The following is a 14,364-nucleotide window of genomic DNA, read 5'->3' as shown; positions in this document are numbered from 1 at the left end:
CTTTCACGCGCAGGCGGTGCGGAACCGGTCCCGGTAGGCCTTCGGGCTGATGCCCAGGTGGTTGACGAACACGCGGCGCAGCGTTTCGATGCTGCCGAAACCCGCGAGATGCGCTGTCTCCGTGACGGTCCGGCCGGCTTCGAGCCCGGCACGCGCGAAGTCGATTCGAACCAACTCGACATAGCGCGCCGGTGTCATCCCCAGCTCCGACTGGAACAGCCGGGTCAGCTGCCGGGTGCTCAGCGACGCCTTGGCGGCGAGCTTGGACACGCTGTGGTCGAGAGCGGGATTGGCCGCGATCGCATCGGTGACCGTGCGCAGCGGCGATCCCGCCGGCGGGTCGGCCTCGACCAGCACCGAGAACTGCGATTGGCCGCCCGCGCGTTTGAGGTAGACGACCAACCACCGGGCCACGTCACGGACCAGCTCTGTCCCGTAATCCATTTCGACCAACGCCAGTGCCAGGTCGATGCCCGAGGACACGCCCGCGGAGGTGTAGACGTCGCCGTCGCGCACGAAGATCGCGTCCGGCTCGACGGTGACATCTCCGAAGGCCCGGGCCAATCGCCGGGTCTCGTGCCAATGGGTGGTGGCGCGCCGGCCGTTGAGTAAGCCGGCCCGCGCGAGGACGAACGAGCCCGTGCAGATGGACGCCAGCCGCCGGGTTCGCGGCCCCACCGATCGGACCGCCTCCACGAGCGCGGGATCGATCGCTTGCGTTGGCAGACTGTCGCTGCCGGCGACCATGACGGTATCGGCGGAATCGATGGCCGAAAGGCTGTCGGTGACGCCCAATCGTGTCCCGATCGAGCTGGTCACGTCGTTGCCGTCCACGGACGCGATCTTGAGTTGATAGTCGGCGCCGAACCGGTTGGCCTCGACGAACACTTCGCCCGCCCCCGCGACGTCCAACAGCGTTACTCCGTCGAAGACGACGATTACCACCACTCGCGAACGCGCTTCGGCCACCGATCCATTGTGTCGTTTTCTGTGGAGAAGACGGCAGGAACGACGACGGTCGGTTTGCCCGTATGCCCGCAAACTGACTGGCAACACCAACGAGGAGGCAAATCATGGATATTCAGATGGTGGACACCATTGCCGACATCGCGATACCCGACACCGCATTGGTGCGGGCGATCACCGCCCACATCCGCGGGGCAGAAGACGACCTGCTCTTCGACCACTCCCGCCGGGTGTTCCTGTTCGGTGCTTTGCAGGGACGCCGTCGCGGACTGCAACCGAACCTGGAGTTGCTCTACGCCGGGGCGATGTTCCACGATCTCGGCCTCACCGAGCGTTACCGGACCTCGCAGCTGCGTTTCGAGGTCGACGGAGCCAACGCGGCACGTACCTTCCTGCTCGAGCATGATGTCGACCAAGCCGACGCCGACAAGGTGTGGCTGAGCATCGCGTTGCACACGACTCCCGGCATCCCCGAGTTCCTGGCACCCGAAGTCGCCCTGGTGACCGCGGGCGTTGAAACCGACGTACTGGGCATCGACCGCGACGAGCTTTCGCCGCAGGCCCTGGAGGCGGTCACCGCGGCGCACCCGCGCCCGAATTTCAAGCAGCGCATCCTGGCCGCGTTCAACGACGGAATGAAGCACCGCCCACACAGCACCTTCGGCACGGTCAACGACGACGTGCTCGCGCACTTCGACCCGACGTTCGTCCGCGAGAACTTCGTCGAGACCATCCTCAACAACACGTGGCCTGAATAAGCGTTGCAGCGCAAGGGCTTTCCGAGGAGGGTAGGCACATGAACCAAATCGGGGTGACGGTGGTGCGGCCGGGGGAGGGCGACGTCGTGACGCTGCCGGGTTTCGGGGCGGTGTTCAAGCTGTCCGGCAAGACCAACGGGGGTGAGGTGTCCATCGTCGAGCACCCGTTCGCCGTCGGCTTGCTCACCGCGGCGCATCGGCACACCCGTGAGGACGAGCACTCGATCGTGCTGGCGGGCGAGATCGGCTTCCGCTCCGACGACAGCGAGGTGGTGCTCGGACCCGGTGGTTACATCACCAAGCCGCGCGGGCAGATGCACGCGATGTGGAACGCCGGCAGCGAGCCGGGCCGCATCATCGAGATCATCACTCCGGGCGGGTTCGAGAATTACTTCCGCGAACTCGGCGAATTGCTCGTCGAGCACGCCGACGACCCGGCCGGCAAGCCGCTGCACGAACTGCCCGCGTTCGGCGAACTCGCCGACAAGTATGGGCTGATCTACGGCTCGCCGGCCTGGATGGACGACCTCGCGCGGCGGTACGGGCTGAACCCGCCTTCCCATTGAGGTCAGCACCGATACCCCCGCTGAGCCCGCGATTTGGTCGGCTCGACACCGGTTCGGTAACCTTGCATTTACCGACGCGGGGTGGAGCAGCTCGGTAGCTCGCTGGGCTCATAACCCAGAGGTCGCAGGTTCGAATCCTGTCCCCGCTACAAATGTGGTGTCGCAAGACATCGGAATAGCCGCGGACCTCCTTGAGGTCTGCGGCTTTTCCGTTTGGGGCCTTTGGGGCTCCGGTGAGTGCCTTACCACCTGAATCAGTCCGCCTCTTTCCCAGAGGTGGAGTCCGGATGTCCCGGGATAGTTCTCGACGTGAACTGCGGGGTGGAGCCGAGATTGATCGGCTCGGGCGATCGGTGTGATTCGATACTGGCCCTTTTTCCATTCGCCGGTGCCGGGCAGTCTAAGTCCGGAACAACTGATAGGAGAGGATCGACATGACGCAGCCGCAGACGGTGAACGTGGAATACGTGGAGCTGATCGCCCGCGCCGAAGAACTCGAGCGACCGCTTCCGGCGATCCCGCCCACCAATCCGCCAGAGCCGTGTGCCATTTCTTTCGCCAAAGACGCCGCCGCGCAGCTCGCACTTTCCGCTGACGCGGTGCGGTTGTATTTAAAGGGTTGCGAACGGGAATGGAAAGCGCTGGCGAAATCCCTGAGGAAGGCGGCGAAAGCCTACCAAGAAGCCGACGAAGTCGCCGCGGATTCCATCAACGACGAAGGGGCCGGAGGCGGGAATTTCCAGCTATTGACCGACGCCGGCCCGGACGAAGATCCTGGCTTTTCGCCGCCGCCGCCACTGCCCTTCTCTGCTCCCTTTGACTATCCTTACTACGAGGTCAGGCAGGCGACGATGGACATCGAAGACGGCGATCAGGGCGTGGCGTTCGCGGCATTTAGCGACGACTGGGACACGTTTCAGCGAACACTCCAGCAGGAAGCCTTACGTTTTCGCCCGTTTGTTTCCTGGGAAGGTGACGCAAGAACCGCCGTGGAGCAGAATTTCGAGCAGCACCGAGCTTGGATATATTCGATGGTGCAATCGTGCACCACGCTCAGTAAGCAGGCCAGCGGGGTCGTTGATGCCCAGAAAAAGCTCAGGGCCGCAAGCGGTTCGGCGGACGAGGATTCGGACGGAAATTATCTGAATCCCGAAGAGCATCCCGGGCCTATTGACATATCAAATTGCGATTATTGGTACAAGTACTATATGGATGCTGACCGGGACGGTCTGCATTACGCAATCGCTTGGTATACACGAATGCAGAAGCAGTCCGAGGGGGCATTGAAGCTTTATGCTGCTAACGCCTCGTTGCCGCTGGCGCCGGTGAACCCCGACATGTTTCCAACCGGGTCCGTTTCCGACTTCGACATGGGAGTCGACACTTTTGGTGACCTGGGCACCCAGGACCTGCCTGATGAGTTGCCCCTGGGCGACGGCTTCGGCGGCCTGGGTGGCATGCCCCCTCTGCCATCGGTCGGGATGCCGCCCAAGCCCGCGGGGTCGATGCTGAGCGATGCCGCCGCAGGGCCGCCGGTCCCAGCAACGGGCTCGGGCCGATCGACCGGTTCAGCGCTCAAACCAGCGTCATTCGGGCGCGGCGGCATCGGCGGTGGCGTGCCGACCGTGCCGCTGATGCCCCCATCCACTCAGGAACCGTCGCCGGCCCCGGCGGCGAACGGCGCTGCGGGTCCGGGTGTGGGCCGTGGGTTCCCGGGCGCCGGCGCCGCGATGGGCTCGGGCGGCATGGGCGCGGGGCCGATGGCTCCGGCCGGCGCGCAACGGACAGGCACCGAAAAGAGCAAACGCGTGCAAGCGGAGGGGGCGCTCTACACGGAGCGGCGGGCCTGGACCGAGGGAGTCATCGGTCGACGCATCAAGACATCACCCGAAAAGGAAATAGTGAAACCCCTCGCCTACGCACGCCTCGATGCGTGATCGCGCAAGTTGTGTGGGAGCCGGGTTTTCACCGCCCCCGTCAGCCGCTCAGCCGGGGTGATGGCGCAAGTGGTCGGGCTGGGTGACCCAGCACGAGGGCACTTGTGCGGTGAGTGCCAAGTGCACGAAGCGGCTCACCGCGGCGGTCGGGGCTCGATCGGGATTCCATTGCAACGTGTACGGCACGAATTGGCGGGGAACCACGGGTCGAATTAGTGAGTTCACCTCGGCCCCCGCGATAGATCGCGTCTTGAGGATCCAGTCGACGCCGGTCTGCGACGTCCACCGAGCTGCGGACAAATCGAAATCTGCGAGCTCGACGGTGGGCGGCGACGCTCCGGCGGCCGCAAGGGCTTGGCGTTGGGCCAGCGCCCACGCCGGGAATAAGGCCTCGCTGTGAATACCGAGCGTCTCGCCCGCCAAGTCGGCCAGCGCAACCGAATCGCGCGTTGCAAGACGGTGGTCGGTTCGCAATTCCACCAGCAAGGGTTCGCCGCAGAACACTTCGCCAACGACTCCGGGGGGATCTGGCACCAGGCCGCAGGTTATCGCCACGTCGACCGTGCCGTCCGCGACCGCGCGATCGAGATCGGTCAACCACATTCGCCGGACAACGAGTTCGACTTCGGGCGCCGCGGCTTGTAGGGCGACAGCGAGGTGAGGCGCGAGCACCGGCGCGACGGTCGGGGTGATACCCAGGCGCACGGTGCCGGCGTCACCCTGGGCCAGTCGACGCACCGCGGCGGTAGCCGACGCGACCTCGTCGAGAATGACTTTGGCACGACCGAGCAACTCGGTTCCCGCGTTGGTCAAGGCGACCCGGCGGGTGGTGCGCGTCAGCAACGGTGCACCCAGCTCGCGCTCCAACCGCTGCACCAGCTCGCTCAGCGTGGGTTGGCCCATGTGCAGTTTTTTCGCGGCACGTCCGAAATGCAGCTCAATTGCCACTGCCACGAAGGCCTCGAGCTGGCGGAGCTCCACGAACCGATCTTAAAGTGCGTGCGCCGGCCTTCGGGCGGTTCGGCCCCGGGCGCTCACCCGACCACGGTCATCCGCAACAGGTTCACCACGGGCCGCCGACAGGCGCCAGGCGGTTTACGTCCAGGGGGTGGTTCACACTAATGCTGCGTTCGCCTCTCGGGCAGCAGGATCGCGTCCGTCAGGAGCATTGAGGTAACGGTGCATCGTTGCGGCAGTGGACATTCCACTGGATGTCTCGGGCCTGGCCGTCGGCATCGGGGGACTTGGTCAGCGCGCTGTCCAGCTCTAGGCACTACCGCAGTCGTGACATCACCTCGGCCGCCAACAGCTCCAGATGGGCCAGATCAGACAAGTCCAGGACTTGGGCGTAGATCCGTTGCACACCCAGGTCTGTCCACGCGCTCAACTTGTCGACGATTTCGGCGGGGGTACCCACGAGCGGGCTGTTAGAGCGCAGTTCCGCCACGTCGCGGCCGATCGCCGCCGCGCGCCTGGCCACCTCCGAGTCATCGCGTCCGGCGCACAGCACGAACGCGCACGAGTAGACGATCGAGTCGGCCGGGCGGTTGGCCGCCTCCATCGCGGCGCCCACCCGTCGGAATTGAGTTCTGACGACGTCGATCGGGGCAAAGGGGACGTTGAATTCGGCGGCATAAGAGGCCGCCAGTGCCGGGGTGCGTTTGGCTCCGGCGCCCCCGATGATGATCGGCGGATGCGGACGCTGCAGCGGTTTAGGAAGTGCCGGCGAGTCGCTGACTTGATAGTGCTCGCCCGGGTAGTCGAATGTCGCGCCGGAGGGCGTCGTCCACAATCCGGTGACGATGGCCAGCTGTTCGGTGAGCCGGTCGAAGCGTTCGTGCACCGGGGGAAACGGCAGCCCGTAAGCGGCGTGTTCTTTTTCGAACCAACCGCTACCGAGGCCCAATTCGACTCGCCCGCGGCTCATTTCATCCACCTGGGCCACCGCGATCGCTAGCGGTCCCGGGTAACGGAAGGTCGCGGAAGTCACCAGCGTCCCCAGCCGTATGCGTGAGGTCTCGCGCGCGATCGCCCCTAACGTCACCCACGAATCAGTCGGGCCGGGCAAGCCGTCGCCGCTCATCGCCAGGAAGTGGTCGGATCGGAAAAACGCGGCGAAGCCGAGCTGTTCGGCGGTCTGAGCGACAGCGAGTTGATCTGCGTAGGAGGCACCCTGTTGTGGCTCGACGAATACCCGAAAATCCATGGCTTTCTTCGTATCCTGTCTGCGTCGTGGTCATGCCGTGACAGCGTCAGGTGCGCTGGCGACTATGCCCACGCTAGCCGAACTCGCACCACGGGCGGCGCGCTCGACCCCGTCGCGCGGCTGCGGCCAACCTGATGCTGGGGCTGTTGGCAACGACCACGAACTCCCCGTGCGTGAGCAAAACGCGCTAAAGCCGAACCGTCGTCTACCGCGGCAGCACGGCCTCGATGGCGGTGACGACCTCGGGGGCGTCGGGCTCGGTGCGAGGCCGGAAGCGGTTGGTCACCGCACCGTCGGGGGAGAGCAGGAACTTCTCGAAGTTCCACTGGATGTCTCCCGCCTGGCCGTCGGCATCGGCGGCCTTGGTCAGTTCGGCATACAACGGGTGGCGGTCGTCGCCGTTGACGTCGGTCTTCGCCAGCAGCGGAAACGTCACTCCGTAGGTCGTCGAGCAGAAGTCCTGAATCTCATCGGCCGTGCCCGGCTCCTGGCCCATGAACTGATTGCACGGGACGCCGACCACCGTCAGGCCGCGGTCGCCGTAGTCCTTGGCCAACTTCTCGAGGGCCGTGTACTGCGGCGTCAGCCCGCATTTCGAGGCCACGTTCACGACCAGCGTTGCGCCGTCGGACAATTCGGCCAGCGTGGTCGGTTGGCCGTCGAGGGTGGTCAGGGCGATGTCTTTGAGAGTCACGCCGATGACGCTAACGCACCGAACCGATCCAGGGCTACGGCTGTTCGCCAGCATCAGAAGTGGGTAACCGCTGCGGTAACGCGCGGGACGTTTCAACAACAGGTTGCTAGCTGGGAAGGCGGGATCGAATGGCTGATCAAGAGGGAAGCCGGTGGGACGTCAGTATCAAGAGCAACGCGGTTTGCCTTGAGCGCATCTCCGACAAGGAAAACCAGGTCTTCGAAGATTCGTTGTCGGCGCAGGAGGCCAAGAAGCTGGGCGCGCTCCTGACCAAGTTCGCCGACAAGCTCGACGAGTCCGAGGACTCTGACGATGCCGACGACGCCGACGAGTCCGACGACGAGGACAAGTCGCAGGACTAGACGACGACACGTCGCCGATCATCGTCAAAATACGTTTCGACCTGCAATTGCTCGGATTGCTCTAGCCCGTCGATAACGGTCATTTCGCTGGCCGCATCGTCGTACGCTCATTGCGATGCTGGCAAAGTCCGAGATCCGGTTCCTGCGCGTCGGCGACCGCCGCGTGGCGTTCGACGTACGCGGGGACGGTCCGCCGCTGGTGGCTCCGGCGTGGTGGGTAAGCCATCTCGAACTCGACTGGGAGGGCGCCGGCTTCCGGCAATTCTGGGAGGCCGTCGCCGACGGCTACACCCTGATCCGCTACGACCGGCTCGGCGTCGGCATGTCGGACCGCACGGTCGAAGATTCGGACCTGACCCTGGACGGGGAAGTGGCCATGCTGCGCGCGCTCCTCGACGAGCTGGGCTACGAACGCGTATCGCTGCTGGGCGGATCCTGCGGGAGCTGCACCGCAATCGCTTATGCCGCAACGTATCCCGAACAGGTCGGGCGGTTGGTGTTGTACGGGTCCTACGCCGACGGCTCGGCTATTACCGCACCCGAAGTGGGCGACGCGATCGTCGCGGCGGTTCGCGCGCATTGGGGACTCGGCTCCCTTCTGCTCAGCAACATGTTCCTCGGCGCTGCCGACTCAGCAGAGCACGAACGTTTTGCGCAGTTGCAGCGCGAGGCCGCGACCGCCGAGGCCGCCGCCTCGTTGTTGCGCCTCGTCTATCGCCTCGACGTACGGGCGTACCTGCCCAGGGTCAGCGCCGAAACGCTGGTGGTACATCGACGCGACGATCGGGCGGTGCCGCACCGGCTCGGTCGCGAGGTCGCGGCCGCGATTCCGGGCGCCGCCTTGACCTCGCTGCCCGGCAGCGCGCACTTCCCCTGGCACGGTGACGTGGATTCCGTCGCGCGCGCATGCCGGGCGGCGCTGGGGCCGCTGGACCCTCTGTCCCAGGGGCACACCCGCGAGGCGGAGCCCGGCCTGCTCTCCGCCCGCGAACGCGAGGTTCTCGGCTGCCTCGCGCACGGTCTGAACGATCGCGAGATCGCCGAGCAGCTCGTGCTGAGCCCGCACACGGTGCACCGCCACGTCGCGAACATCCGCCGCAAGCTAGGGCGCACCTCACGCGCGGCCGCCGTTGCCGAGGCGGCGCGTCTCGGACTTCTCTGACCTAGCCGAAACGGGCCATCGCTGCAAGATGGCCGTCTTGGGCGATGCGCGCACCCCGTGGCGGCTTCTACGTTATGCGCCATGACACAGACCGTTACCGAACTGGAAATGCGCCCGCCGTCCGCGGCCTGGCTGCGGATCATGGCGCTGGTGTACGACCCGTTCGTGTGGGTCGGCGAGCTGGCGGGCATGCGCCGCCGGCGGCGCACGCTGGTGAGTGCCGCGCGGGGGCGCGTCGTCGAGATCGGCGCGGGAACGGGACTGAACATCGCGCACTATCCCGACGACATCGATGATCTGGTGCTCATGGAGCCCGAGCCGGCCATGCGCCGAAAGCTCGCGCGCCGCTTGCATCGGCATGCCCGTCCGGCGCGAATCGTCAATGCACCCGCGGAGTGCTTGCCGCTGACCGATGAGTCGGTGGATACCGTTGTCTCGACGCTTGTCCTGTGCACCGTCGAGAATCCCGAGCGTGCCTTGCGCGAGATCGCCCGCGTGTTGCGCCCGGGTGGGCAGTTGCTGTTCGTCGAACATGTGCGGGCGAATTCTCGGTTGCTTGCGGCGTGGCAGGACTACCTGTTCCGCCCGTGGCGTGCTTTCGCCGGTGGCTGCTGCTGCAATCGCCCGACCGGGGAGCTGATGCGTGCGTGTGGATTTGCTGTCACGGCGGAAAGTTTCGTATGGCGCGGAATGCCGCGGATTGTGCATCCGCTCTTGACGGGGCGGGCAACTCGCTAGTCTGTGTGACTACCCCCGTTTTCATCACAATTCCACGACGTCCAACTGTGACCTCGGTCGCTAGCATCGGGTGGACTTGCCGAAAATTGATCGGCAGGACCTCCGCGACGCTTCATCAAGATGCTTCCGGATATTTCTGTCTTGCTTAGCAATTGGCAACCGACAGGACATCGCCGGACGTTGCGATGCGCGCGCGGAGCCCGGTGTGAAAAGAGGACGATGGAGTCTGCTGGAGTGCTGTCGCGCGATCGGATCGTTGCCAGTCCAGGATGGAGTAGGTGGCTCGTGGCGCCCGCCGCGCTCTCGATACATTTAGCGATCGGCAGCGTTTACTCCTGGAGCGTGTTCAAGCTCCCACTGCACGAATCGCTGAGGGCATCTGGCCTTTTGAGTGCCATGCCGTTCACGCTGGGCATCGTCATGCTAGGCGTGTCGGCAGCCGTCTTCGGCACCGCGGTCGAACGGCGAGGCCCCCGTTGGGCGATGTTCGTGGCGACCGTCTGCTTTTGCGGCGGTTTGCTCGTTTCGGCGGTGGCGGCCGATATCGGCCAGATGTGGCTGGTCATCCTGGGCTACGGAGTCATCGGCGGAATTGGACTCGGGATCGGTTACATCGCACCGGTTTCCACATTGATGAAGTGGTTTCCCGACCGGCCGGGCATGGCGACCGGATTCGCCATCATGGGGTTCGGCGGCGGTGCGCTGATCGCCTCGCCGTGGTCGTCGCAGTTGATGAAGTGGTTCGGTACCGACCGCCATGGGCTGGCGGCGACGTTCTTGGTCATGGGCCTGGTGTATGCGGTCTTCATGTCGGTGGGAGTCCTCCTGGTTCGCGTGCCACCGCACCAATGGGAACCGCCGATCGTCAGGGTGGCAGCGTCGAAGATCCCGCATGCGGCGGGGCCCGACCGCACCGCCAATGAGGCGATCAAGACGCCCCAGTTCTGGTTGTTGTGGATTGTGTTGTGCTTCAATGTCACTGCGGGCATTGGCATCCTGGAACGGGCAACGCCGATCTACCGAGACTACTTTCCGCATGCGGCCTCGCCCACGGCCTTGACCGCGGCGGCGGCGGGCTTCGTCGCAATGCTGTCGCTGGCCAACTCGGCCGGACGCATACTCTGGTCCACGGCTTCGGACACGGTGGGCCGCAAGAACATGTACCGGCTCTATCTCGGTGTCGGGGCGATCCTCTACGCCGTCTTGATCGTCGCGCAGAACGCGAGCAAGCCGCTGTTCCTGGTGATCTGCATCCTGCTGCTGTCTTTCTACGGCGCGGGGTTCGCGACGGTGCCGGCCTATCTACGCGACCTGTTCGGCTATCTAGAAGTCGGGGCGATCCACGGCCGGCTGCTTACCGCGTGGTCGACCGCGGGCGTGCTCGGGCCGGTGATTGTCAACGCGATTGCCGACAATCGCATCGCCGCCCATGTGGTGGGTCCGCAGCGATACCGCTGGTCGTTCACGATCATGGTGATCCTGTTGCTGATCGGCCTGGTGTGCAACGAGCTGATTCGTACGCCGCGCCCCCCGAGTTTCATCGTGTCGGCGGTCGATACGCGAAAACCCGAGAGTGTGATTTCCGGGGAGGCTACCCAATGACCACCGGCCGATGGGTCGCCGGGGCCTCACCGCGCGGCACGCTGCTGGGTCTTGCCAGCTGGTTGTGGGTCGGAGTGCCATTCGCCTACGGCGTCTACGAGCTGGTGGCGAAGATCCCGGCTCTGTTTGCGAACTGACTCGACGTCGGAGGGAATAGCCTCGCTCGGGTTGCGCGTTCACCCGCCATGGGCTCATTCACCGAAAGCGAACGTCAGGAATTCCTCGAAGCCAAGCATGTTGGCGTGTTGTCCGTAGCCGCCGACGACGGCCGTCCGCCGGCCAGCGTTCCGATTTGGTACGACTACGCCCCGGGCGGAAACATCCGAATCAACACCGGAGCGTCGTCTCGTAAGGCCAAGCTCATCGAGCGGGCCGGAGTGGTGACACTTGTCGTGCAGCGCGAGGAACTGCCGTATCAATATGTGGTCGTCGAGGGCACCGTGGTCGACACCACCAAGCCGGCCCCGTTGGCCGTGCGCGAGGAGATCGCGATCCGCTACCTCGGCGAGGAAGGCGGGCGCGCGTTCGTCAGCAGCATGGAGAATGACGAAAGCGTATTATTCACCGTGCGCCCGGATCGCTGGATCACCGCTGATTTCTCCGATGCGTTCTAAGCGCATGCCTTCCGTGGCAAACAGTTAATGGATTGCGTTTCGCCAGCGACGGGCTGCTCGGGCGCGTAATTGCTGTTTAGGCGATCCTTGTGAGGGTATTCCCTAACGACTTCTCACGAGGAAAGGACCTCGACATGTTGCACTCGGTTATTCTGGCTAGTTCGGATCCGCTTGCGGCGGGGTTCATTCTGCGCGGGATCAAGGGTATATTCGTCGCGATTGGCAGCGTGATCGCCGCGATAGTGTGCGGCCTCATCGCCGCCATGAAGGGTCGCAATCCGTTGGGATGGGGACTTCTCGGGCTCTTCTTCTCGATCCTTACCCTGATCGTTGTCATCGTCATTCCGAGCAAAAAGTCATAGCGCGGCCAGCAAATCGCCGGGTGCCCTTTGCGCGCCCCTATCGAATTGCCGGGTCGACGCGCTCATGCGCGGTCAGTAGTAAGTGGTCGAAGTCCGACTGGGCGCTGACGCGGGGACCGAGGGTGCGGAAGTCTTCGCAGATCTGTTCGGCGAGCAACCGCAGCTTGATGTTGGCCTCCTGGGACAGCCACTTGAGCAACTCGAAGGCCGGACCATCGGCGATGCCGTAGACCAGCATCAACATTCCTTTGGCCTGCTCGATGCCGGCACGCTGTTCGGCGATCTCGGCCAGCTTCGCGGTGACGAGGTCTTCACGTTCCTGGTCGGGCGGTGCAGAAACGTCGACGTAAAACCCATGGGTTCCGATGACTTCACCCTGGCCATCGCGCAGTTGGTCACCGACGACCACGACCTGATGGACCTGTCCGCCGGTGTCGATAATCCGGTGGCGCGTGCTGAACGCCTGATGGGTGTTGAGGATCTGATCGATGGTTGCCGCGACCTGCCCGCGGTCGTCCGGGTGTTTGTGGGACAGCACCAGCTCGGTGGTCGGGGTCACGGTGCCGGCCTCGTACCCGTGCAACCGCTGTACCTGTTCTGACCACTCCCAGCGCTGGTCGGAGAAGTAGAACCGGAACCAGCCCGCTCGATGCGGCGCACCGCCGGCCAGGGCTTGTTCGACGTCGGCCGATTGGCCGTTGAGGTCCCAATTCATCGCGGACTTCGTCTCCTCGGGTTCAGATCACCGACACGACCGACCGCCGCCACACGTGCACGGTCCAGCCCACAGAGGCAAGGAAGATGCGAGAACTCGCGAGGCCACGGCGTCGATATGTAGGGCGCTGGTTGTTCAACGCCGAGGGCGAGTCAAATCATGACATAAGGGTCGGCGCTGCTGGGCCGGAGGCGGGTGCGGCGCCGGTCCCCGAAGTCGGCCGCCGCCCCGCCCCAACCAGCCGATTAGGCGTTGATGACCTCCCGTTGGTCGATGGCCTGGCGTCCCTCGCCGCGGCCGATGTTGATCTTGCGGGGTTTGGCTCTTTCGGCCACCGGGATGCGTAGGCGCAGGACGCCTTCGGTGTAGGACGCCTCGATCTTGTCGGTGTCGAGGTTGTCGCCGAGCACCAGCTGTCTGCTGAACACGCCGCGGGGCCGCTCGGTGGCGAGCATCTCCCGGTTGGGATCGAGAGCCGGACGCTCGGCCCGCACGGTCACCACATTCCGCTCGATGTCGATGTCCAGCGAATCGGCGTCGATTCCCGGCAAGTCGAACTCGACGACGAATTCCTCGCCCTCGCGCCAAGCGTCCATTGGCATCACCGCGGGGCGGGCGGCCGTGCCCAGTACTTGTTGGGCGAACCGGTCCAGGTCCCGGAAGGGGTCGGTACGCATCAGCATTGCAGCCATCTCACACTCCAATCTGTTGCCATGGTGTTGAATTTACCTGTGCCATCTGGCATAGGTTTTGTATATCACCGTCGAAAGTTCAGTGCAAGTGTGATAAACAGGTTTTCTGTGCGAGCAAGCGAGGAGGTGCTCGATGACCGACATCCCGGACGAGACCAGCGCGCCGTCGCCTGACCATGGCGTGTACGGCATCTCGGTCGCCGCTGAGCTGTCCGGCGTTGCCGTGCAGTCGCTACGTCTCTACGAGCGCCACGGCCTTCTGATGCCTTCTCGCAGCGATGGCGGAACCCGGCGCTACAGCGCCGACGATTTGGCGCGACTGCGGCGCATCAGCGCGCTGGTCGATGCCGGCGTCAACCTGGCCGGCATCGCGCGCATCCTCAGCCTCGAAGACGACAACGCGGAACTATCCGCGGCGAACTCCGATCTGCGCTCGAGCAACCGCACCTTACGCTCAGCTGCGAAAGTCGGGAAATCCAAAGGGAAGAAATGAACTAGAACTATGCGACCACGCGGAATCGTTGCGCGGTGGGGTCGGCGCCGACCGCGCCGACAATCCTGAGTGCCGCAGCACGCCTACGCCAAGGCGCAACAGGCAGCGGAAAGCTAGGCAGCGCAACAGAGTTCGCAGTCATTTTTCAACGTTGAAGAATGAGTCGCCGTCCTCCGGCGTGCCGTCGATCTGGCCGCGTTCGCGACCGTGAGCCTGCGGGTCGATGCGGTCTAGCTCGTCGTCGCTCACCAACTCCACCTCGTCGGATTCGTCTGAATACCTGGATGACTGGCCGACCCCCGAATCGTCGGGAGTTTCCGCCGCGAGTTTCTCGTCGAGTGACTCGTGATCGTCGGCATCGATCCACCGGTTCGGCGGGTCTACGACTTCGTCACCGTCGTCGTTGCGCACCTCGTCGGAATCGAGGCTTTCGGACTGGTCCAGCATGTCGTCGTTGTTGCTATCCACACTGGCCGATTGCCCGACGGCACAGGGGA

Annotated in this window: 18 protein-coding genes and 1 tRNA gene; 12 read left to right on the top strand and 7 right to left on the bottom strand. The window is 64.5% G+C overall.

Annotated elements, in window-relative coordinates; genetic code table 11:
• Window positions 1-3: 3 nt before the first annotated feature.
• Window positions 4-948 (bottom strand): GlxA family transcriptional regulator, encoded by a 945-nt coding sequence (locus AC5Y5O_RS28895; protein WP_500028460.1) that lies wholly within the window; start codon window positions 946-948, stop codon window positions 4-6.
• Between the two features lie 125 nt (window positions 949-1,073).
• Here AC5Y5O_RS28895 and AC5Y5O_RS28890 point away from each other — a divergent pair, with 125 nt between their 5' ends.
• From AC5Y5O_RS28890 to espB, 4 genes are all read left to right on the top strand, one after another.
• Entirely contained in the window at window positions 1,074-1,724 is a 651-nt protein-coding gene (locus tag AC5Y5O_RS28890) for an HD domain-containing protein (RefSeq protein WP_096285435.1), read from the top strand.
• A gap of 38 nt (window positions 1,725-1,762) precedes the next feature.
• Window positions 1,763-2,290 carry a cupin domain-containing protein gene (locus tag AC5Y5O_RS28885; protein WP_096285436.1) on the top strand — a complete coding sequence of 176 codons (528 nt, stop codon included), beginning with the start codon at window positions 1,763-1,765 and terminating at the stop codon, window positions 2,288-2,290.
• Window positions 2,291-2,365: 75 nt separating this feature from the next.
• Window positions 2,366-2,439, top strand: a tRNA-Met gene (locus tag AC5Y5O_RS28880).
• 285 nt (window positions 2,440-2,724) lie between these two features.
• Window positions 2,725-4,227: an EspB family ESX-1 secretion system-associated protein gene (espB, locus tag AC5Y5O_RS28875; RefSeq protein WP_500028430.1), complete on the top strand. Its 1,503-nt coding sequence runs from the start codon at window positions 2,725-2,727 to the stop codon at window positions 4,225-4,227.
• Window positions 4,228-4,275: 48 nt separating this feature from the next.
• On the opposite strand, the gene AC5Y5O_RS28870 is transcribed toward espB, so the two are convergent.
• From AC5Y5O_RS28870 to AC5Y5O_RS28860, 3 genes are all read right to left on the bottom strand, one after another.
• A complete protein-coding gene (locus AC5Y5O_RS28870) occupies window positions 4,276-5,208 on the bottom strand; it encodes a LysR family transcriptional regulator (protein ID WP_500028427.1) in 933 nt (310 codons plus the stop codon).
• Between the two features lie 292 nt (window positions 5,209-5,500).
• Window positions 5,501-6,433 (bottom strand): LLM class F420-dependent oxidoreductase, encoded by a 933-nt coding sequence (locus AC5Y5O_RS28865; protein WP_500028425.1) that lies wholly within the window; start codon window positions 6,431-6,433, stop codon window positions 5,501-5,503.
• 205 nt (window positions 6,434-6,638) lie between these two features.
• Window positions 6,639-7,127 carry a glutathione peroxidase gene (locus tag AC5Y5O_RS28860; RefSeq protein ID WP_500028423.1) on the bottom strand — a complete coding sequence of 163 codons (489 nt, stop codon included), beginning with the start codon at window positions 7,125-7,127 and terminating at the stop codon, window positions 6,639-6,641.
• 128 nt (window positions 7,128-7,255) lie between these two features.
• Here AC5Y5O_RS28860 and AC5Y5O_RS28855 point away from each other — a divergent pair, with 128 nt between their 5' ends.
• From AC5Y5O_RS28855 to AC5Y5O_RS28825, 7 genes are all read left to right on the top strand, one after another.
• Complete coding sequence (locus AC5Y5O_RS28855) at window positions 7,256-7,489, top strand: hypothetical protein (protein WP_500028419.1); 234 nt, start codon at window positions 7,256-7,258, stop codon at window positions 7,487-7,489.
• A 115-nt stretch (window positions 7,490-7,604) separates the two neighbouring features.
• Window positions 7,605-8,651 (top strand): alpha/beta fold hydrolase, encoded by a 1,047-nt coding sequence (locus AC5Y5O_RS28850; protein WP_500028416.1) that lies wholly within the window; start codon window positions 7,605-7,607, stop codon window positions 8,649-8,651.
• Window positions 8,652-8,732: 81 nt separating this feature from the next.
• Window positions 8,733-9,389 carry a class I SAM-dependent methyltransferase gene (locus AC5Y5O_RS28845; RefSeq protein ID WP_500028412.1) on the top strand — a complete coding sequence of 219 codons (657 nt, stop codon included), beginning with the start codon at window positions 8,733-8,735 and terminating at the stop codon, window positions 9,387-9,389.
• Between the two features lie 219 nt (window positions 9,390-9,608).
• Window positions 9,609-10,991 carry an OFA family MFS transporter gene (locus tag AC5Y5O_RS28840; protein ID WP_500028410.1) on the top strand — a complete coding sequence of 461 codons (1,383 nt, stop codon included), beginning with the start codon at window positions 9,609-9,611 and terminating at the stop codon, window positions 10,989-10,991.
• Window positions 10,988-11,128: an MFS transporter small subunit gene (locus AC5Y5O_RS28835; RefSeq protein WP_500028409.1), complete on the top strand. Its 141-nt coding sequence runs from the start codon at window positions 10,988-10,990 to the stop codon at window positions 11,126-11,128. The genes AC5Y5O_RS28840 and AC5Y5O_RS28835 overlap by 4 nt, the downstream gene beginning before the upstream one ends.
• Before the next feature lie 48 nt (window positions 11,129-11,176).
• Window positions 11,177-11,605, top strand: a complete 429-nt coding sequence (locus AC5Y5O_RS28830) for a pyridoxamine 5'-phosphate oxidase family protein (RefSeq protein WP_500028408.1) — start codon at window positions 11,177-11,179, stop codon at window positions 11,603-11,605.
• A gap of 134 nt (window positions 11,606-11,739) precedes the next feature.
• Window positions 11,740-11,967 carry a deoxyribodipyrimidine photolyase gene (locus AC5Y5O_RS28825; RefSeq protein WP_096290915.1) on the top strand — a complete coding sequence of 76 codons (228 nt, stop codon included), beginning with the start codon at window positions 11,740-11,742 and terminating at the stop codon, window positions 11,965-11,967.
• A gap of 37 nt (window positions 11,968-12,004) precedes the next feature.
• Here the strand turns inward: AC5Y5O_RS28825 and AC5Y5O_RS28820 are convergent, their stop codons facing one another.
• Window positions 12,005-12,682, bottom strand: a complete 678-nt coding sequence (locus AC5Y5O_RS28820) for a PAS and ANTAR domain-containing protein (RefSeq protein WP_500028407.1) — start codon at window positions 12,680-12,682, stop codon at window positions 12,005-12,007.
• A 245-nt stretch (window positions 12,683-12,927) separates the two neighbouring features.
• Entirely contained in the window at window positions 12,928-13,365 is a 438-nt protein-coding gene (locus AC5Y5O_RS28815; RefSeq protein ID WP_096285466.1) for an Hsp20/alpha crystallin family protein, read from the bottom strand.
• 142 nt (window positions 13,366-13,507) lie between these two features.
• Here AC5Y5O_RS28815 and AC5Y5O_RS28810 point away from each other — a divergent pair, with 142 nt between their 5' ends.
• Entirely contained in the window at window positions 13,508-13,867 is a 360-nt protein-coding gene (locus AC5Y5O_RS28810; RefSeq protein ID WP_500028405.1) for a MerR family transcriptional regulator, read from the top strand.
• Between the two features lie 138 nt (window positions 13,868-14,005).
• Here the strand turns inward: AC5Y5O_RS28810 and AC5Y5O_RS28805 are convergent, their stop codons facing one another.
• Window positions 14,006-14,314 (bottom strand): hypothetical protein, encoded by a 309-nt coding sequence (locus AC5Y5O_RS28805; protein ID WP_096290917.1) that lies wholly within the window; start codon window positions 14,312-14,314, stop codon window positions 14,006-14,008.
• Between the last annotated feature and the right edge of the window lie 50 nt (window positions 14,315-14,364).

The sequence above is a fragment of the Mycobacterium sp. NGS40 genome (assembly GCF_059812735.1).
The sequence above is the reverse complement of the archived record's forward strand: the minus strand, read 5'-3'. Positions and strand labels throughout refer to the sequence as shown.